Raw genomic sequence first — 18128 nt, 5'->3', positions numbered from 1 at the left:
CCGTTCAAAGTTGCCATCACCGCCGTGATGCGCAAGCTCATCACCCATCTCAACGCCATCATCCGCGACGCCGAGACAGCCTGCGCACCGACCACATAGCAGACACGGTTGCTCATTCCCGCGAAAGCGGGAATCCATCATGAGACGGCGACGAACATAGGCGGTCGAGGCGTCCGTGCCGGGCGCCGACTTTCGCTGACCGGGCCTCAGGGTCAACAGTTCCCCGAGAGGCCCTATGGATTCCCGCTTTCGCGGGAATGAGCGGGTTGGGTTGGCGCAGATGCGATCCGAGCACCGCCGTTCCGGGCTGAACCAACCAGCGCGCGACCGCGCGCCGGTCCGAGCAATCGCAGGAAAAGTGGGAACCGGTTTTCCGTTCGCGATAGCGTCCCAAACAAACCAGGCCGCCCTCGCGGAGCGATGAGCGAAGCGAATTCGCGTGAGCGGAACAGAAATCAGGCCGCACACTCGGCGCCAGCGGCCCATCCCATCCCCCCACTTATCCCCGCCCCCTCAATCCTCCCGTATTCTCCCCTTGTCGCTTGACCCGCTGGGAGCCGTGCCGGACCGACCGCCACGTGGCCCGGCTCGGTTTCGCGAGGAAACCGAGCCTCGTCTTCAAGCCGCATTTTCGGGACGCGAAGCGGGACCCGCTTCGCTCGAAAATGCTCTGGGGCCTGACGGCCGGGTTGCGGCCCGTGTAACGGACGGGCGGACGAGATCAACGGCCCGCCGATCCTTTCGGATCGCGGACCAAAAGTTGATCGATCTTCAAGACGAGCATCCTGTCCGCGCTCGGTACGAGCGCGGGGATGCTCCCGGTACCGATGGCATGTGGTGTCCGCCGGAACCAAAGGCGGGAAGCTGCGCGCATGGCCTCGAAAAGGCGGTTTTCTCAAGCCGCCCCTCGTAGAGGTTTCTGCGACTGCGCGGTGTTCGCTGCCCGGTGGAGGGGCGGAAGGTCCGACTCCTTCGCGCCCTTGGGAGAAGGGTGGCTGCATCGGTTCGACCGTCAGGCAAGATCAGCCGGCGGCCGCGAAGCGGACCGCCGACAAGCTGATCGATCTGAAAACCCGCGCCGAAGGGCGACCGCACACTATTAAATCGGATGGCCGCCATCCCGAGCATCCCGCGCGCGTTTGAGCGCGGACAAGATGCTCGGTCTTCTCAACGATCGACTTGTCTGCCTTCAGGACGAAGCTTGAAGGCAGGTCGATCTCTGCCCCACCGATCCCGTTTGCCTGTCACCCCGGCCGGATGCGGCACGGGGGGCGGTTTGGTATGTCCGCTCACACGAGCGGCGACCGAAGGGAAGCTCGCGTGAGCAAAAAAGGCCGGAAAACCGGTGCCCACTTTTCCTGGGATTGCGAAGCCAGCGGACGACCGTCCGCCGGCCGGGCAAGAGGCGAGGAGCGCAGCGACCGGGAACGACAGCGACCACGCGCTCTCCCGGAGCCGGTGAGCGCAAGCGAACTCGGCGTGAGGGGTGAAAACTCACCCTACTCCGCGGCCTCCCGGTCCCGCGGGTAGCCCGTCAGGCCGGGGAACGGCGGCAGCCAGGCCTCCCGGCGGAGGGTCCAGAGCTCGTAGCTCGGGACGAACCGGTCGGGGGCGTCGAGAGCGCCGAGATGGACCTCGACCTCGCCGGGGCTGAGCGAGACCACCGACGAGCCGCAGCGCGGGCAGAACACCCGGCCGCGAAAGGCGCGGGTCTCGCCCGTCACCGTCACCGCGGCCTCGGGGAAGATCGCCGAGGCGTGGAAGAGCGCGCCGTGGTGTTTGCGGCAGTCGAGGCAGTGGCAGAGGCCGACGCGGTCCGGGCGTCCCGTCGCCACGACCCGCACGTCGCCGCACAGGCAGCCGCCGGTGACCTGGTCCATGTCGCACCTCCCTCAAGCATCGCATCGGCACAGCCTAGCAGAGGACGGGCCGCCGCGAAGGATTGGCGCAGATGCGATCAGAGCACCGCCTCTCCGGACCACTCCCACCAGCGCGCGACTGCGTGCCGGGCCCGAGCGATTCCAGCAAAAGTGCTCTTGCGGTTTTGCGTCCGGAATTGCGGCCAGAAAAAACCAGGCCGCCCACCGCTCGTCTAAGGACGCTCAACCGGGCAAATCGTCCCCCATGCTCATCAGCGACGCGTTGCCGCCGGCCGCCGTGGTGTTGATGGAGATGACCCGCTCGGTGGCGAAGCGCGAGAGATAGCGCGGGCCGCCCGCCTTGGGGCCAGTGCCCGACAGGCCCTCGCCGCCGAAGGGCTGCACGCCGACCACGGCGCCGATCATGTTGCGGTTGACGTAGAGGTTGCCCGCCCCGGCGCGCCGGCGCAGCCACTCCACCTCGGTGTCCATGCGGGTGTGGAGCCCCATGGTCAGCCCGAAGCCGGTGGCGTTGATGGCATCCATGACCTGGTCGATCCGGCTGGCCTTGTAGCGGATCACGTGCAGCACCGGGCCGAAGACTTCCTTTTTCAGCCGGTCGAGCGAGTCGATCTCGAAAGCGACCGGGGCAACGAAGGTGCCCTTTTCCATCTGAGCCGTGGCCGGCGCGCGGGCGATCAGCTTCGCCTCCTTCTCCATGCGCGCGATGTGGGCGGTGAGCGCCTCCTTGGCCTCGGCGTCGATCACCGGGCCGATGTCGGTGGCGAGATCGGACGGGTCGCCGATCGCAAGTTCGGCCATGGCGCCGGCGAGCATGGTGAGCGTGCGGTCGGCGCAGTCCTCCTGCACGAACAGCACGCGCGCGGCGGAACAGCGCTGGCCGGCCGACTGGAACGCGGAGGCGCACAGATCCACCACCACCTGCTCCGGCAGCGCGGTGGAGTCCACGATCATGGCGTTCTGGCCGCCGGTCTCGGCGATCAACGGCACGATGGCGCCGTCGCGAGCGGCGAGCGCCCGGTTGATGATGTGCGCGGTCTCCACCGAGCCGGTGAAGGCGACGCCGGAAACGCGCGGATCCGGCAGCAGCGCGCCGCCGATCGCCGCGCCGTCGCCGGGCAGGAGATGCAGCACGTCGCCGGGCACACCGGCCTGGTGCAGAAGCTCCACCGCGCGCGCGGCCACCAGCGGGGTCTGCTCGGCCGGCTTGGCGAGCACCGAGTTGCCGGCGGCAAGGGCGGCGGAGACCTGGCCGGTGAAGATCGCCAGCGGGAAGTTCCAGGGCGAGATGCACAGAAAGGTGCCGCGCCCGGCGAGCCAATATTCGTCGCGCTCTCCCGTCGGTCCGGGCATCGCCTCGGGTTCGGCGAAATCGATCCGGGCGCGGTGGGCGTAATAGCGCAGGAAGTCGACCGCCTCGCGCACCTCCGCGACCGCGTCGAGCATGATCTTGCCCGCCTCGCGCACGCAGATGGCTGAAAGCTCGGCCAGATTCTCCTCGTAGAGATCGGCGGCCTTCTCTAGGATCTCCGCGCGCTTGCCGGCGGGCGTGGCGTCCCAGGCAGGGAAGGCGCGGGTGGCGCGCTCTAGCGCTTTGGTGGCCAGTTCCGGGGTGGCGTCGGTCATGGTGCCGATGATGCGGGAATGGTCGGCCGGATCGCGCACCTCGCGCGCGGTCCCCTCCTGCGGGCTGCCGCCGACCGAGGGCCGCCCCTCCCACCGGTAAGCCGCAAACCGCTCCATGCGCTCCGCCACCGGCGCCAGCGCCGCCGGGTCGGTCAGGTCGAGGCCCTGGGAGTTCTTGCGCGCCGCGCCGTAGAGATTTTGCGGCAACGGGATGTTCGGATTGGGATAGGACGAAAGCCCGCGCGCCTGGTGGATCGGATCGGCGACGATGGCGTCGATCGGCAGCTTCTCGTCCTGAATCCGGTTCACGAACGAGGAGTTGGCGCCGTTTTCCAGAAGCCGGCGGACGAGATAGGCGAGCAAGTCCTCATGGGTGCCGACCGGAGCGTAGATCCGGCAGGGCCGGTTCAGCGCCTTCTCGCCGACGATCTGGGTATAGAGCGCCTCGCCCATGCCGTGCAGGCGCTGGAACTCGAAGTCCTGGCGGTTGCCGGCAAGCTCCAGGATGGTGGCGACCGTATGGGCATTGTGGGTGGCGAACTGCGGATAGAAGGCGGTGTCGGCGGCCAGCAGCTTCTTGGCGCAGGCGATGTAGGAGACGTCGGTCAGCACCTTGCGGGTGAAGACGGGATAGCCCGGCAGGCCGCGCTCCTGGGCCCATTTGATCTCGCTGTCCCAGTAGGCGCCCTTGACGAGGCGCACCGCCAGCCGCCGGTTGGCCCGCTTGGCGAGGTCCTCCAGCCAGTCGATCAGCGCGTGGCAGCGCTTCTGATAGGCCTGGATCGCGAGCCCGTAGCCGTCCCAACCCTTCAGCCGCGGGTCCATCGCCACCGCCTCGATCACATCGAGGGAAAGATCCAGCCGGTCGGCCTCTTCGGCGTCGACGGTGAAGCCGATATCGGCGTCCTTGGCCATGACGGCAAGATCGGCCAGCCGCGGCGCGAGCTCGCTCATTACCCGCTCGCGCTTGGCGAACTCGTAGCGCGGATGCAGCGCCGACAGCTTCACGGAGATGCCCGGCGCGTCCATGCCAGAGCGGGTTTTGGAGGCCTTGCCGATCTCCTTGATGGCATTGGCGTAGCTGTCGAAATAGCGGTCGGCGTCGGCCATGGTGCGGGCCGCCTCGCCGAGCATGTCGTAGGAGTGGCGATAGCCCTCGCTTTCCGCTTCGCGGGCGTTCGACAGCGCCTCCTTGATGGAGCGGCCCATGACGAACTGGCGGCCGAGAATGCGCATGGCCTCGCGCACGGCGCGTCGGATCACCGGTTCGCCTGCCCGATGCACCAGCCGGCCGAGCACGGCGCGGGCGTCGCGGCCCTCGTTGTCGTCCAACCGGGCGACACGGCCCGTCAGCATCAGCCCCCAGGTGGAGGCGTTGACGAAGAAGGAATCGGACTTCCAAAGATGGCTGTCCCACTCCGCCGTGCCGATCTTGTCCTCGATCAGCTTGTCCACGGTGTGCGCATCGGGCACCCTGAGCATGGCTTCGGCGAGGCACATCAGCACCACGCCCTCTTTCGAGGAGAGCTCGTATTCGTGCATGAACGCATCGATGCCGCCGCGCCCGATCCGGCCGGAGCGCACGCCGCGCACGAGCTCGCGGGCGGTCTCGGCAATCCTGTCGACCTGGTCGGCGGGCAGCGTGGCCGCATCGATCAGGCGGCGGGCGATTGCCGTTTCGTCGGCGCGAATGTCCTCCCGGAAGCGCTGGCGCAGCGGACCGGATTCAGCGAGCGAGGTTTCAAACAGCAATGCGAGCTCCCCAGGCGACGGAACGAAGAAAGCGTGATGGACCGGCATCGTGTCGTGTCGCGACCGCCTGCGCAATCCATCACGGCGGACGCTCCAGCTACGGTTGGCTCCGGTGAGCCGGCTGGTCACGCTTCTGGTTGTGCTCGCCATGGCGGTTCAGGTGATTCGGCCGCTCGGCTTTCCCGGATTTAAGCGCCGCGCCGATGCCTGGAAACTCGCCCTCGTCGGCTTCGCGCTCGTGATCGTGACCGTCGCGATCCGCCCCGAGTAGATGCCTCCGCGGTCCCGCTGCGGTTGAACGATTCCGCCATTTGCGTGTTTGCCGCTGATTGCCGGCAAACACGGAGGCAAGCGGCGGATGCTCAATTGGCTTGGAGAGAATTCCGGCGCGCTCAACGTCGCCATCAATCTGGCGATGCTGGTCGTCTGGTTCGTCTATCTTCAGCTTTTCCTGATGGCCTATCTGCGCCAGCGCAAACCGAAAATCCTGATCAATCGAGGCGCCGGGGTCGGCATGAACGCCCACTGCCTCGTCAGCAACATGAGCCAGGAGCCGATTTATGTGCAGAGCATCCTCGGCATCCTGAAAACCGACGACAAAAGCTGGATGATGGCGGTCACGGATGTCGAAGGACTGGACGAGAACAAGCCACGCTCGAAAGAAGCCACCAACCAGGGGCCGCTCTGCCAGGGCGATCATATGGATATCGGCACGCTCGGCAGTCTGATCGAGCGGACGCGCCGCTGCACCGAGCTGCCGGACATGGACACCCCGCCGAGCGACGTGTTCAAGGAATTCGAGCTGATCGTGGTGGCCGCGCATTCCTCCGAAGCGCTGACGATCGGCGCAAAACGCACCTTCCGCTTCAAGCCGGACACGCCGGGCGACAACATCGTTCCCGCCACGATCGAGACCGAGCAGATCTCCGCCATGTGGGAGCGCCGCCGTGTGCAGAGGCTCTTGAAGCAGAATCTCTAACTGCCCCTGTCTAAGGCCATTCCCGCTTGCTCGTCGCGCCCGACATGGGAGATACCGAGCGCACTGGAATAGGCGGACGGGGTGAACGCATGCAAAAGCAGCACTCGAAGATCGGCGTTGGAATCGCCCTGGGCGCAGGAATCGGAACTAGCCTTGGCGTCGCGATGGGCGAGCTCGCCCTCGGCCTTTCGATCGGCATCGGCGTCGGGACCGCAATCGGAGCGGCCTTATCCCGGTAGGCCACGGCACGACGCCAGCTCGACCGAGCTGCGAGCGTCCACTGCGACGTCCCGACAGGCGCCAAGACCGGCACGAACCCCGGCCTTGAGCGGTCGATCCGGTCTACGCTTCGACGGCGCGAACTTCCTGCACTTCCGGCACGAAATGGCGCATCAGGTTTTCGATACCCATCCGCAGCGTGGCGGTCGACGACGGGCACCCCGCGCACGCTCCGCGCATGGACAGGAACACGATGCCGTCCTTGAAACCCTTGAAGGTGATGTCGCCCCCATCGTTAGCGACCGCCGGCCGGACGCGCTCGTCGAGGAGCTGCTTGATCATCGAGACGGTCGCCTCGTCATCGGCAGCGAAGAACTCGTCACCCGCCTCCTCGCCAGTGCCTTCGACAAGCACGGGCTGATCGGAGAGATAGTGCTCCATGATCGCGCCGAGGATCGCCGGCTTGAGATGCTGCCAGTCGTCGTCGGCCTTGGTCACCGACACGAAGTCGGCACCGAGGAACACGCCGGTCACCCCCGGCACGGCAAACAGGCGCTGGGCGAGCGGCGAAACGGCCGCCTCGTCCCCGGAGCGAAAATCCCGCGTTCCTTCGCCGAGCACGGTTTCGCCCGGGATGAACTTGAGGGTCTGCGGATTGGGAGTGGATTCGGTCTGAATGAACATGGCGCCTCCGTTGCGGTTCAAGGCCGCACTGATGGACCAGAAAACGAGAGCAATTTCAGGAACGGAGAAGCCGATTTCCGTTCGAAATTGCGACAAAACAAGCAGTTAATGCGCAAAGCGGCACACGTTGCCGAATGCGCGCTGACTTTGTTATCGGGTGCCGAAGGGGCGGCTTCAAGTCCTCATGCGAGGAATTCCATTCCGGGCCGCATTCCGCCAAGCCGGCAAACGCCGAGCCGAGACTGCGGCCCACGCCGCTGCGGCCTACTCCTTGCCAGCGCGCGGCACCAGGCCGGAGGCGGCCAGCTTCTTACCGAACACGTCGACCCACGCCCCCATTTCCGCCAGGCCGGAGGTCGCGTCCCAAATGTCGAGGTCGAACCGCTCGACCAGATCGTCGGGATCCCAATCCAGCGCATCGGCGAGCGAATATTGCTGCATCTCCGTCAGCCGCCAGACCTCTGAATCGCAGAACGGCAACCGCACGAAATCGATCTTCGGGTGTTCGCGCAGATCGAGGAGCTTGGAGCGGGCCTCCTCGTTCAGCACCTTACCCTCGGCCTCATTGATCACGATCACCACCTTGCCCACCGGCCAAGGCTCGTCGTCGATGAAGGTCCGCGCCAAGCTGACGGCCTGATCGACGGAATGCATCGTCGACTTGCAGATCACACAGACATCGGTCAGCGGCGCACCACGCTTCTTGAGGACCGTGTTGGCCTGGCGTTGCCGCGCCCATTCCAGCACCCGATCGATCACGTTGGCGCCGAGATCGATCAGCGCATCGCCTTGCGCCAGCACCTCGCCGAGCCGATCCCAGTAGCGGATCGAGTGGTTGGGATCGGAGCTGTCGCGCACCTGGTCGTAGCTCGCGCCGATACCGAACTCGGTGACGCGCCCCGGATAGAGCCGACCGAGCTTGGAGCCTTGGCTGCTCACCAGGAAGTCGGCCGAATAGAGACGCCGGTTGATGCGGTTGCGCTGGCTGATCACGTGCACGAGCTGAGCGACGGTGGTTTTACCCTGCCCCCCGCTCCGCGCCACACACATGATCGTCCGCAACTTGCTGCGATCCGAATCGGACCCGGCATCCGTCATCCTCATTCGCCCTTTTTATTCCCGCCCACCCCTTCCTCGTCGGGGCGAACGACCATACGTGATCAGCTTGAAAATCCGGGCGGATCGATCGCAAGGCCCGCCCGTGGGGGAGCGATCAGACTTCGTCTGTGGTCTGGGACGCCGCCGCGCGCTCTTCTTCGGCCTTCTTCTCGGCCTTGCTCTCAGCTTTGCTTTCGGTCTTGGAGGACGCAGTCTTGCTGCGGCTTTCGCGCTTCGGGCGATCGCCCGCCTCGCCGTCTTCCGTCGCAAGATCGCCGATCAATCGGGCGCCCGCGTCGACCGACAGCGAGCCGTAGTGAACCTTGCCCTTGAGCAGACCGCTTGCCCGGATCGTCAGTTGACCGGAGAGGGTCGCCGTCCCCTCGACCCGCCCCTGAATCTCGGCGGTCTCGCTGGTCACGGTCCCCGAAACGAAGCCTTCCTCGCCCACCACCAGATGGGTGGCCTTGAGTTCGCCGTGGAACTCGCCGTCGATCTGCGCGGTGCCTTGCACCTCGACGGTCGCATTCTGAAGCACCGTCTTGGCGCCGACGTAAAATTGCTGCTCGCCGCTGGTGTCCATAGAGAGCCTCTCCCGCCTCCAGCATTTCCAACGTCGTGGCTTCGACCCCGCTCGAGGCCACCGACTGCGCTATCTCAGTACTCGGAGGAGCGGGGTTTCGAAACCAGAATCTCGAGCGCCGCATCCCGGCGCGGACCGCCGGTCAGATGGACGTTCGATCGAGGTCACTACGCACTAAAACGGACTTTCGGGCGACATCGCGGCGCGCGCGCATCATCAAGGATGCGTGGACGACGACCGATCGTCCGATCGCGAGAAACCGAATGGAACGGTGCGGGGCCGTGTGCGGGCGCGCCAGGGTCATGGCCCTAGGCCAGGCCGGTGATTTCCTCATCGGACAGATCGCCGGGGACGATCGTCACCGGGATATGGAAGCCGCCCGAGGCGCTGGTGATCGAGGACACCAGCGGACCAGGTCCTTCCGAACCGGTTCCCGCCGCCAGCACGAGGATCGCGATGTCCACGTCCTCGTCGATCAGCGTGCGGATCTCCTCGGAGCGGTTGCCTTCGCGCACCACCGTTTCCGGATCGACCTTGGCGATCGCCCGGGCCCGATCCACGAACCGCGACAGCGTTGCGCGCGCCTCTTCTTCCTTCTCGGCACGCATGATGCTCTCCACCCCAAGCCAATGCTGAAATTCGCTGGGCGAGATCACATAGAGAAGCGTCACGATGCCGCCCGTGCGCTCGGCCCGCTTGGCGGCATACACCACCGCGCGGTCACACTCGGGAGTTTCATCGATAACCACCAGAAACTTCCGCTGGTGGCCCGGCTCGTAACTCTTTCGAGGGCTGATCATGGCAGAACTCTGCCATTGCCATGCAGGGCCGGCAAGACGGATCTCGCGCGCGCCATGTCGCAGCCGTCCTCGGCCCCGTCAGCGGCGATTGTTCACGCCCTCGCGGATCACCGTGTAGTCGATCTTGAAGAGGTCCGGATCGACCGGCTTGTCCAGCGCGACGTTGTAGATCGAGACCTGGGTGCGCTGCCCCTGGGAATCGACCACCTCCCACTGCTTCAGCTCGGCGGTGCCGCGATCGAACATCAAGGTGAGCGTGCCGTCGCCGAAGGTCGTGTTCTCGTCGATTGTGACCATCACCACGTCCGGGCGCATCTCCACGCGGCTGACCTTGGCGTCGGAGGCCAGGTCGATGTCCTTCGACAAGAGGAAGCGCAGCGGCGTCTTGCTGAGCGGCCAGATGTCCTGGGTCGCGCGTTTGCGATTGCGGACGGCGACCGACGTGCCGTCGGCGATGATGTCGAGCTGAGCGGGCGGGTTATAGTGGAAGCGGACCTTGCCGGGCCGAGCCAGGGCGAATTGACCGTCGGAGCGCTGGCCTTCCGGCCCGATCTGGACGAACTCGCCACGCATCGTATCGATGTCGTTGAAATACTCGCTGATTTCGCTCAGCGCCTTGGTCGGTGCCTCGGCACGCGCCGATGTCGCGGCGATGGTGAGGCCGGCCAGGGCCGCCAGAATGACGGCGGTGCGGACCCAGAAGCCCGGACCACCGTGGGAAGGATGGCGCTTTACGGTGCCACTCATGGGAGGGACTCTCCTCGTTCCGGGCGCATCGCCCGAAATCACCTACACGAATCGAAAATTGGATTGAGGGCCGGACATAAGCCCGTCATTTGACGAAGTTGCGGCAATGTCACGCTTCCGCCTCTTCGCGCTCGGGGACCAAAATGTCGCGTTTGCCGGCATGGTTCGCCGGGCCGACCACCCCCTCGTCTTCCATGCGCTCGATCAGCGACGCGGCGCGGTTGTAGCCGATCGACAGCCGGCGCTGGATGTAGCTGGTCGAGGCCTTGCGGTCGCGCAGGACAACGGCGACGGCCTTGTCGTAGAGGTCGTCGGACTCCGACATGTTGTCGACGCCCAAGTCGAACGACGACTGCGAGGCGGTTTCTCCGTCCTCTTCCGTCACCTGATCGAGATAGTCCGGCACGCCCTGGGCCTTCAGGTGCGCGACGATCTCCTCGACCTCCTCGTCGGACACGAACGGGCCATGCACGCGCTGGATGCGGCCGCCGCCGGCCATGTAAAGCATGTCGCCCTGGCCGAGCAGTTGCTCGGCGCCCATCTCGCCCAGGATCGTGCGGCTGTCGATCTTCGACGTCACCTGGAAGGAGATGCGCGTCGGGAAATTCGCCTTGATCGTGCCGGTGATGACGTCGACCGACGGACGCTGGGTGGCCATGATCAAATGCAGGCCGGCTGCGCGCGCCATCTGGGCCAGCCGCTGGATGGCGCCTTCGATGTCCTTGCCGGCGACCATCATCAGGTCGGCCATCTCGTCGACGATGATGACGATATAGGGCATCGGCTCGAAGTCGAGGGTCTCCTCCTCGAAGATCGCCTCGCCGGACTCCCGGTCGAAGCCGGTCTGGACCACCCGGGTCAGCGTCTCGCCCTTCTTTTGCGCCTCTGCGAGCCGGTTGTTGTAGCCGTCGATGTTGCGCACGCCGAGCTTCGCCATTTTGCGATAGCGCTCTTCCATCTCGCGCACGGCCCATTTCAGCGCGACCACCGCCTTCTTCGGATCTGTCACCACCGGGGTCAGCAGATGCGGCACGCCATCGTAGACGGAGAGTTCCAGCATCTTCGGATCGACCATGATCAGCCGGCACTGCTCCGGCTTCAGCCGATAGAGCAGAGACAGGATCATGGTGTTGATGGAGACCGACTTACCCGAGCCGGTGGTGCCCGCGACCAGCAGATGCGGCATACGGGCAAGATCGGTAATGACGGATTCGCCGCCGATGGTCTTGCCGAGCGCCAACGGCAGACGCGCCTTGGATTTCTCGAAGTCCGCAGAAGCCAGCAGTTCGCGCAGGAACACGGTCTCGCGGCGTTCGTTCGGAAGCTCGATGCCGATAGCGTTCTTGCCGGAAATCACGGCGACACGGGCCGACACCGCACTCATGGAGCGGGCGATATCGTCGGCGAGACCGATCACACGAGACGATTTGATGCCCGGCGCCGGCTCCAGCTCGTAGAGCGTCACGACCGGACCGGGCCGCACATTGATGATCTCGCCGCGCACTCCGAAGTCTTCCAGCACACCCTCCAGGATGCGCGCGTTCTGCTCCAGGGACTCCGGCGTCATACCGGTGTCGCGTCGGCCCGCCGGCGGTGCCATCAGGAGGCCCAGCGGCGGATGCTCGTATTCGCCGGGATTGCGCAGCAGGGAGGGCTGCGCCTCGCGAATGATGCGTTTGCCGGCCTTGGCGGGTCCAGCAGGCGCGGAAACGCGCGTGGTGACGGCCGGCACCGACTGAGGCTGGGACCGCTCCCTGGCCGGAGACGCCGCCTGTGCCCGTGTCTCGCGCGCAGGCTGGTACGTGGGCCCATCATCCGCAGCGTCAAACGGGTCGTCGTCGACATCGAACGGCGGATCATCATACGGATCCGGATCGTCGTTGTCGTCCGCGAACGGATCGTCCTGCGCTTCGTCTGCCTCGGGCTCCCGGGAGAAGCGGGTCTCGTCGCGATCGTCGCGCGCCTGACGGACATCGTCGACGGCTTCCTCGACCTCGTCGGTCCATGCGCCCAGATCGAAGCGGGGCTCGACCCGCCGGCGGCGCAGCGGCGGGGCCGGTTCTTCGCCATAGGCGGCCTCGTCGAACCCCGTGTCGAAGCCGACATCCTCGTCTTCCGCCGCCGTGGCCTTGCGCAAGGCATCCCGCAGCGAGCCCGAGCGCCGGCGCGGATCGTTCTGCGTCCCAGTCTTGCCGGCGAAGCGGCGGCGGTAGCGCGCCCGGGTCGCAAGCGCCCAATGGGTCACGCGGCCGGCGAAGGCCGACAGCGTGCCGCCATCTTCCTCGCCGTCGTCCTCCTCCTCGAACGGATCCGGCGCCCGCTTTTGCGCCGGCCGGGCGCGACGCGTGACCTCCGAGGCCGGCTGAACCGGCCGGACATCGAAGCCGCGACTGGCCACCGCTGCCGCGGCAAGCCGGTGGCGGGGACGCGGCACGGCCGTGCGGAAGGCGGCAAAGGCGGCGACAAGCGCGAAGACGCCAACCGAGGCGATTGCGGCGAGCCCCTTGGCCCCTCCGAGCGGAGCGACCGTGATCGCCACCACCCCGTCACCGAGCGCCCCGCCGAGACCGGTTGGAAGCGGCCAACCCGCCGACGCCGGCACCAGCGCGAGTGCCGCCGCCGATGCGGCGATCGCCAGCAGCGCATACAGAAAGCGCGACCAATGCAGAAGCGGCGGACGACGACGCAGCAGCTTGGCGGCAACCGCGAGCGGCAGCACCACGACCAGCGGGGCGGCCAGCCCCACCGTCTGCATCAAAAGATCGGCGACGACCGAACCCGGCCAGCCCAGCCAATTGTTGATTGGCCGGTCGACGGCATAAGAAAGGCTCGGATCGGTCACGGACCAGGTCGCGAGCGCCACGATCAGCGCCAGCGAAACGACCACCAGCAACGCACCGACAAGACGCACCAGATGTCCCGTCAGGGTCTCCACGATCGGGTGTTCCGCGATCCCGTCGAGCGGTAGGGCGCGAAGCATCGTCATCACCAACTCCCGAACAAGTTTGCCAGGCGGTTCATCGCCTCCTCGGTCGCCGCCTCGTCCTGAACCAGCGCGAGCCGAACGTAGCCGACGCCCGGATTCGAACCGTCCGGCATCGGCGCGCCCAAATAGGAGCCGGGAACCGCCCGTACGCCGGTGTCGACCCACATTCGCCGCGTGACCTCCGCGTCGTCGCCAAAGGCCGACACGTCGAGCCAGAGGCAGAATCCCGCCGGCGGTACGAGCCGTTCGAAGCTGTCGCCAAGGGTGGCCTCGGCACTTGCGAACTTCACGTCGTAGCGCCGCCGGTTCTCCGCCACGTGCGCTTCGTCGCGATAGGCTTCGGCGGCGAGCGCCTGCACCGGGGTCGGCACCTGGGGCCCGACCATGTTGCGAAGCCGCGCCCAGTCGGTCAGGAACGCCGGATCGCCGGCGGCAAAGCCGCAGCGTAGACCGGGCAGGCTGGAGCGCTTGGAAAGGGAATTGAAGACGACAAGGCGCTCAAGGCTGCCGCGCGCCGCCGCCGCTTCCAGCGCACCCGCCGGCGGCCCGGCTTGCTCGCGATAGATCTCCGAGTAGCACTCGTCGGCAAACACCATGAACCCGTGCGCCTCGGCACGCGCGAGGAGATCTGCCCAATCCTCGCGGCTGGCGCAGGTGCCTTGGGGATTGGCCGGCGAGCCGACGAACACCGCGACCGCTCGCTCCAAAAGGCTCGGATCGAGCGCATCCCAGTCGGGCATCACCCCGTCGATGTCGGCGGGAACATAGGCGACGACCTCGGCACCGATCATGTAGCCCCCCACCGAATAGGCGGGGTAGCCGGGGTTCGGGACCAGCACGACCGGGGTTTCGACCGGCTTCTTCAGATAGGAGACCGCGCCTTGTGAGGCGAGGAACAGCCCTTCCCGGCTGCCGTTGAGCGGAAGGATCGCGTCGGTCGGGTCGATCAGGTCTTCCAGGCCATAGCGCCGGGAGAGCCATGCGGCGACCGCGGCCCGAAACCCCTCGGTGCCACGGATCGTCGGATAGAGCCCGAAGCCGCCGACATGGGCGGCGATCGTGCTTTCCACAAATTCGGGAATGGCATGGCGCGGCCCACCGACGGCAAGGTCAATGGGCTGGGCGCCGGGCGCCTGACCTTCGATCAGCCTGGCCAGGCGCTGGAAAGGCGAGTCGGCAATGTGCGCCGGAAACTCTGAACGATACGGTCCGGTCATCGTCGGTCTCGTTGAATGATGACCCGAAACCTACCCGAACAAGGTTAATCCGGCTTTAACCGTGGCCCACGTGCCCTATCCCTCGGACGGGCCGCCGGCCGCAAAGGCCTGCTCCATCATCGCCAGCAAACGGGCATTGAAGGCGGCCGGATCGCTCGGTGCCTCGCCGTCCAGGATCTCCGCGCTGGCAAGAAGCAGGTCGGCAGCTTCATTGAGCTGATCGGCAGCACCGCCCGCCGACGCCTTTTCCGCCAGGGCGCGAACCAATCGATTGCGCGGATTGAGCTCCAGGACCGGAGGTATCCGGCCGCGCCCCTCCGCCTGACGCGCCATCAGGCGCTCGAACTGGCGATCCGGCCCGAGATCCGGCGCCACGAGGCAGGCCGCGCTGCTGGCCAACCGCTCCGACGGACGCACATCGCTCACGCGCTCGCCGAGATGCTGCTTGAAGAGCGCCGTTAGCGTTGCAAGGTCGCCGGCCCGCGCCGGCTCTTCCTTTTCGCCGGCCTCGTCCAGAAGCGGGATCGCCTCCAGATCCGCCTTGCCCTGGGTGACGGACTGGAACGGCTTGCCTTCGAACCCAACGGCTGCCTGAACCCAAAAGGAATCCACCGGATCGGTCAGAAGCAGGACCTCGATCCCGCGCGCCCGGTAACCTTCCAGCTGCGGCGAGGCGGCGACCTTCTCCGCATCGTCGCCGATCGCGTAAAAGATCGCGGTCTGGTTCTCTCGCATGTCGGCGACATAGTCGGACAGCGTCCGCCATCCCGTCGTATCCGCCGTGGTATGGAACCGGGTGAGCTTGTAGAGCGCGTCGCGGCGTTCGCCGTCCTCGTAGATGCCCTCTTTAAGGACCGCCCCGAAAGCCTCCCAAACCTTGGCGTAGGCCTCCGCGTCGTTTTCCGCGAGTTTTTCCAGCTCCGACAGGATGCGGTTGGTCACCGCCTTGCGGATCGAGGCCAGCAGCGGATTGTTCTGCAGCATCTCGCGGGAGAGGTTCAGCGGCAGGTCCTGGGAATCGATCACGCCGCGCACGAAGCGCAGCCAGGACGGCAGGAGCTCCGCATCGTCGGTAATGAACACCCGGCGGACATAGAGCCGGATCTTGCCGCGCCGTTCCGGCTCGAACAGATCGAACGGACGCGTCTCCGGCACGAACAGGAGCACGGAATATTCCTGCCGGCCTTCCGCCCGGTAGTGGATGGTCAGCGCCGGCTGGTCCCAATGGCCGGAGACGAAGCTGTAAAACTCCTTGTACTCCTCCTGAGAGATCTCCGACTTCGGCTTCACCCAGAGCGCGGTCCCGTCGACCACCTCCTTCTCAGCGGCCGCGTCCTTGGCCTTGACGAAGACCGGGATCGGAACGTGCGCGGAATAGTGCTTGATGATCCGCTCGATGCGGGCTTCCTCGGCAAACTCCTTGGCGTCGTCGGCAAGTACAAGGGTCACGCGGGTACCGCGGGCGGGCGCGTCGTCGCCGGCCGGCTCCACCGTGAAGGCGCCGGTTCCGTCCGAGCGCCACGTCCAGGCCTCCTCGGCCCCGGCCGCGCGGCTTTCCACGACCACCTCCTTGGCGACCATGAAAGCGGAATAGAAGCCGACGCCGAATTGGCCGATCAGGCCTGAGCCGTCACCGGTCGACGCGGTTGCCTCCAGGAACGCTCGTGTGCCGGAGCGGGCGATGGTTCCGAGATTTTCGACCAGTTCGTCGCGCGACATGCCGACGCCGTTGTCGGACACGACCAGGCGTCCGGCCGTCGCGTCTGTTTCCACCACGACCTTCAGCGCGCTGTCATCGCCATAGGCGGTGGGATCGACCAGGGCGCGATGGCGCAGCTTCTCGCAGGCGTCGGCCGCGTTCGAGATCAGCTCGCGCAGGAAGACATCCTTGTCGGAATAGACGGAGTGCACCATCAGGTGCAGAAGGCGCGCGACATCGGCCTCGAAGGCGCGCGTTTCGGCAGCAGGGGCGTGTTGTTGTTCGTCGCTCATGACCCGTGTCACCTCGCTGGAGCCGTCCCCGTTCGGATCGAACAAATCCGAATGGATACTGCTCAACCTATTGAATCTGGAGCCTTTTTCTTGTCGAGTGGGCATCGAATCGACCGAAAAAGGCTCTTGCGGATCGCAACACGCACCGCGGGCCGGCCATCGGCCGCAATACGGCGCGAACCGCGTTTCGCCAAAAATCCGATCCCTTCCGCTTTTCACGGAATCGCGGACAGAATCTGACTCGTTGCTTTGACGCGGATCTAATTGAAGGGCGAAGCGCGCTTCCGCAAGGGCTCGTCGACCGGGCGCGGACAGCGGAAAGAAAAAAGGGCCGACCCTGAGGGCCGGCCCTTCATGCGAATTACCCGGAATGGGCGATCCGGCCGCGACGTCAGCTTCGGGGGGCTGGGGGGCTGACGATTGCCAAAGCCGAGCGCGGCCGGATCAACCGGGAAACGCATAACTACCTTGCTGGTTCCCAATGGCGTCGCAAGGGCTCAATTAAGGCAAATTAAGGCAGAAACGTGATATCTAACGACACGAACCTGCCAACATGCCCGCTTTTCCGGTGCGATAAGTTGCGCTGATAGGATTTTTGTCACGTTTTTTTGAATCGGGCAAACCAATCCTACCCCCGCGCCCCCAAAAAATCAGGGAAAAAACGGCCGGCGCGAATCACTTGGCTGAGCGCATCTTGAGCGCAAACCCGAGCATGAGACGACGCGGTCTCGGAAGCGGAACGGCGTCGGCCAATTTAGCACGGACGAACCCTTGATGCGCGGTCCATTTGCCTCGATCATGTCAGGTGGATGACGGCAGGAGGCGCCATGAGCGAGACGGAAGAAAGTCGACTCCCGACCGGTGTGGTCCCGTTTGGCCCATCCGGCCCGGCGAAATCCCCGCACCGGCTGACAGCCTTCCAGCGCGACGAGTTAGGCATCATCCTGAGAGTTTACGGGCGCAAGGTCGCCGAAGGCGAGTGGCGCGACTATGCCATCGACCATCATCGCGACCAGGCCACTTTCTCGATTTTCCGGCGCACCGCCGAAGTTCCGCTCTATCGGATCACCAAGACGCCCAACCTCGCCCGCAAGCAGGGCGCCTATGCGGTGGTGAATGCCGGCGGCGTGGTTCTCAAGCGCGGCCACGACCTCGCCAAGGTGTTGCGCGTTCTGGAAAAGAAGCGCGCTCTCCGGCTGGTGGGGACTTAAAAGCAATCCCAGGAAAAGTGGGAACCGGTTTTCCGTCCGAGATTGCGGTGAAGAGACCCAATCCGGAAAAATGGTTGGCCTTTTACTCCGCTCATTCCCGCGAAAGCGGGAATCCATAGGGGTTCTGCGGTTTACGCGCTGACGTCCGTCACCGTTCCGGCTTCGTCGGGTCCGGCTGCCGCTTTTCCTGAGCAGATGACAAAGGCCACATGGCTTCCCGCTTTGCGCGGGAATGAGCAACCGTGTCTGCTATGTGGTCGGTGCGCAGGCCGTCTCAGCGTCGCGGATGATGGCGTTGAGATGGGTGATGAGCTTGCGCATCACGGCGGTGATGGCAACTTTGAACGGTTTTCC

General features: G+C 65.7%; 13 protein-coding genes. 3 read left to right on the top strand and 10 right to left on the bottom strand.

All coding sequences use genetic code 11. From position 1 onward, the window contains the following. Positions 1-1499: 1499 nt before the first annotated feature. Positions 1500-1880 carry a GFA family protein gene (locus tag HNS03_RS24590; RefSeq protein WP_367198693.1) on the bottom strand — a complete coding sequence of 127 codons (381 nt, stop codon included), beginning with the start codon at positions 1878-1880 and terminating at the stop codon, positions 1500-1502. 222 nt (positions 1881-2102) lie between these two features. Beyond that, positions 2103-5258: a bifunctional proline dehydrogenase/L-glutamate gamma-semialdehyde dehydrogenase PutA gene (gene putA, locus HNS03_RS24585; RefSeq protein WP_367198692.1), complete on the bottom strand. Its 3156-nt coding sequence runs from the start codon at positions 5256-5258 to the stop codon at positions 2103-2105. A 112-nt stretch (positions 5259-5370) separates the two neighbouring features. On the opposite strand from putA, the gene HNS03_RS24580 reads away from it, so the two are divergent. Beyond that, the gene (locus HNS03_RS24580) at positions 5371-5529 is read left to right on the top strand and encodes a hypothetical protein (protein ID WP_367198691.1); all 159 of its coding nucleotides are present in this window, start codon (positions 5371-5373) and stop codon (positions 5527-5529) included. A gap of 87 nt (positions 5530-5616) precedes the next feature. Beyond that, on the top strand, positions 5617-6237 hold the full coding sequence (locus tag HNS03_RS24575; RefSeq protein WP_367198690.1) for a hypothetical protein: 621 nt from the start codon (positions 5617-5619) through the stop codon (positions 6235-6237). Between the two features lie 342 nt (positions 6238-6579). On the opposite strand, the gene HNS03_RS24570 is transcribed toward HNS03_RS24575, so the two are convergent. The 8 genes from HNS03_RS24570 to htpG all read right to left on the bottom strand — a co-directional run bounded on the left by HNS03_RS24570 (position 6580) and on the right by htpG (position 16563). Then, positions 6580-7140 carry a NifU family protein gene (locus HNS03_RS24570; protein WP_367198689.1) on the bottom strand — a complete coding sequence of 187 codons (561 nt, stop codon included), beginning with the start codon at positions 7138-7140 and terminating at the stop codon, positions 6580-6582. A gap of 264 nt (positions 7141-7404) precedes the next feature. After that, entirely contained in the window at positions 7405-8238 is an 834-nt protein-coding gene (locus HNS03_RS24565; RefSeq protein WP_367198688.1) for a hypothetical protein, read from the bottom strand. Positions 8239-8353: 115 nt separating this feature from the next. After that, positions 8354-8821: a polymer-forming cytoskeletal protein gene (locus HNS03_RS24560; protein WP_367198687.1), complete on the bottom strand. Its 468-nt coding sequence runs from the start codon at positions 8819-8821 to the stop codon at positions 8354-8356. Between the two features lie 308 nt (positions 8822-9129). Continuing rightward, the gene (locus HNS03_RS24555) at positions 9130-9621 is read right to left on the bottom strand and encodes a universal stress protein (RefSeq protein WP_367198686.1); all 492 of its coding nucleotides are present in this window, start codon (positions 9619-9621) and stop codon (positions 9130-9132) included. Positions 9622-9699: 78 nt separating this feature from the next. Further along, positions 9700-10368, bottom strand: a complete 669-nt coding sequence (locus HNS03_RS24550) for an outer membrane lipoprotein carrier protein LolA (protein WP_367198685.1) — start codon at positions 10366-10368, stop codon at positions 9700-9702. A 109-nt stretch (positions 10369-10477) separates the two neighbouring features. Then, complete coding sequence (locus tag HNS03_RS24545) at positions 10478-13354, bottom strand: DNA translocase FtsK 4TM domain-containing protein (RefSeq protein WP_367198684.1); 2877 nt, start codon at positions 13352-13354, stop codon at positions 10478-10480. Then, positions 13354-14571 carry an aminotransferase class I/II-fold pyridoxal phosphate-dependent enzyme gene (locus HNS03_RS24540; protein ID WP_367198683.1) on the bottom strand — a complete coding sequence of 406 codons (1218 nt, stop codon included), beginning with the start codon at positions 14569-14571 and terminating at the stop codon, positions 13354-13356. The genes HNS03_RS24545 and HNS03_RS24540 overlap by 1 nt, the downstream gene beginning before the upstream one ends. A 75-nt stretch (positions 14572-14646) precedes the next feature. Further along, positions 14647-16563: a molecular chaperone HtpG gene (gene htpG / locus HNS03_RS24535; RefSeq protein WP_367198682.1), complete on the bottom strand. Its 1917-nt coding sequence runs from the start codon at positions 16561-16563 to the stop codon at positions 14647-14649. An 827-nt stretch (positions 16564-17390) separates the two neighbouring features. Here htpG and HNS03_RS24530 point away from each other — a divergent pair. After that, positions 17391-17774 (top strand): DUF2794 domain-containing protein, encoded by a 384-nt coding sequence (locus tag HNS03_RS24530; protein ID WP_367198681.1) that lies wholly within the window; start codon positions 17391-17393, stop codon positions 17772-17774. The last annotated feature ends 354 nt before the right edge of the window (positions 17775-18128 follow it).

The organism is Amorphus sp. 3PC139-8 (genome assembly GCF_040750475.1).
GTDB lineage: Bacteria > Pseudomonadota > Alphaproteobacteria > Rhizobiales > Amorphaceae > Amorphus.
This window is presented reverse-complemented; position numbering and strand designations above follow the sequence as displayed.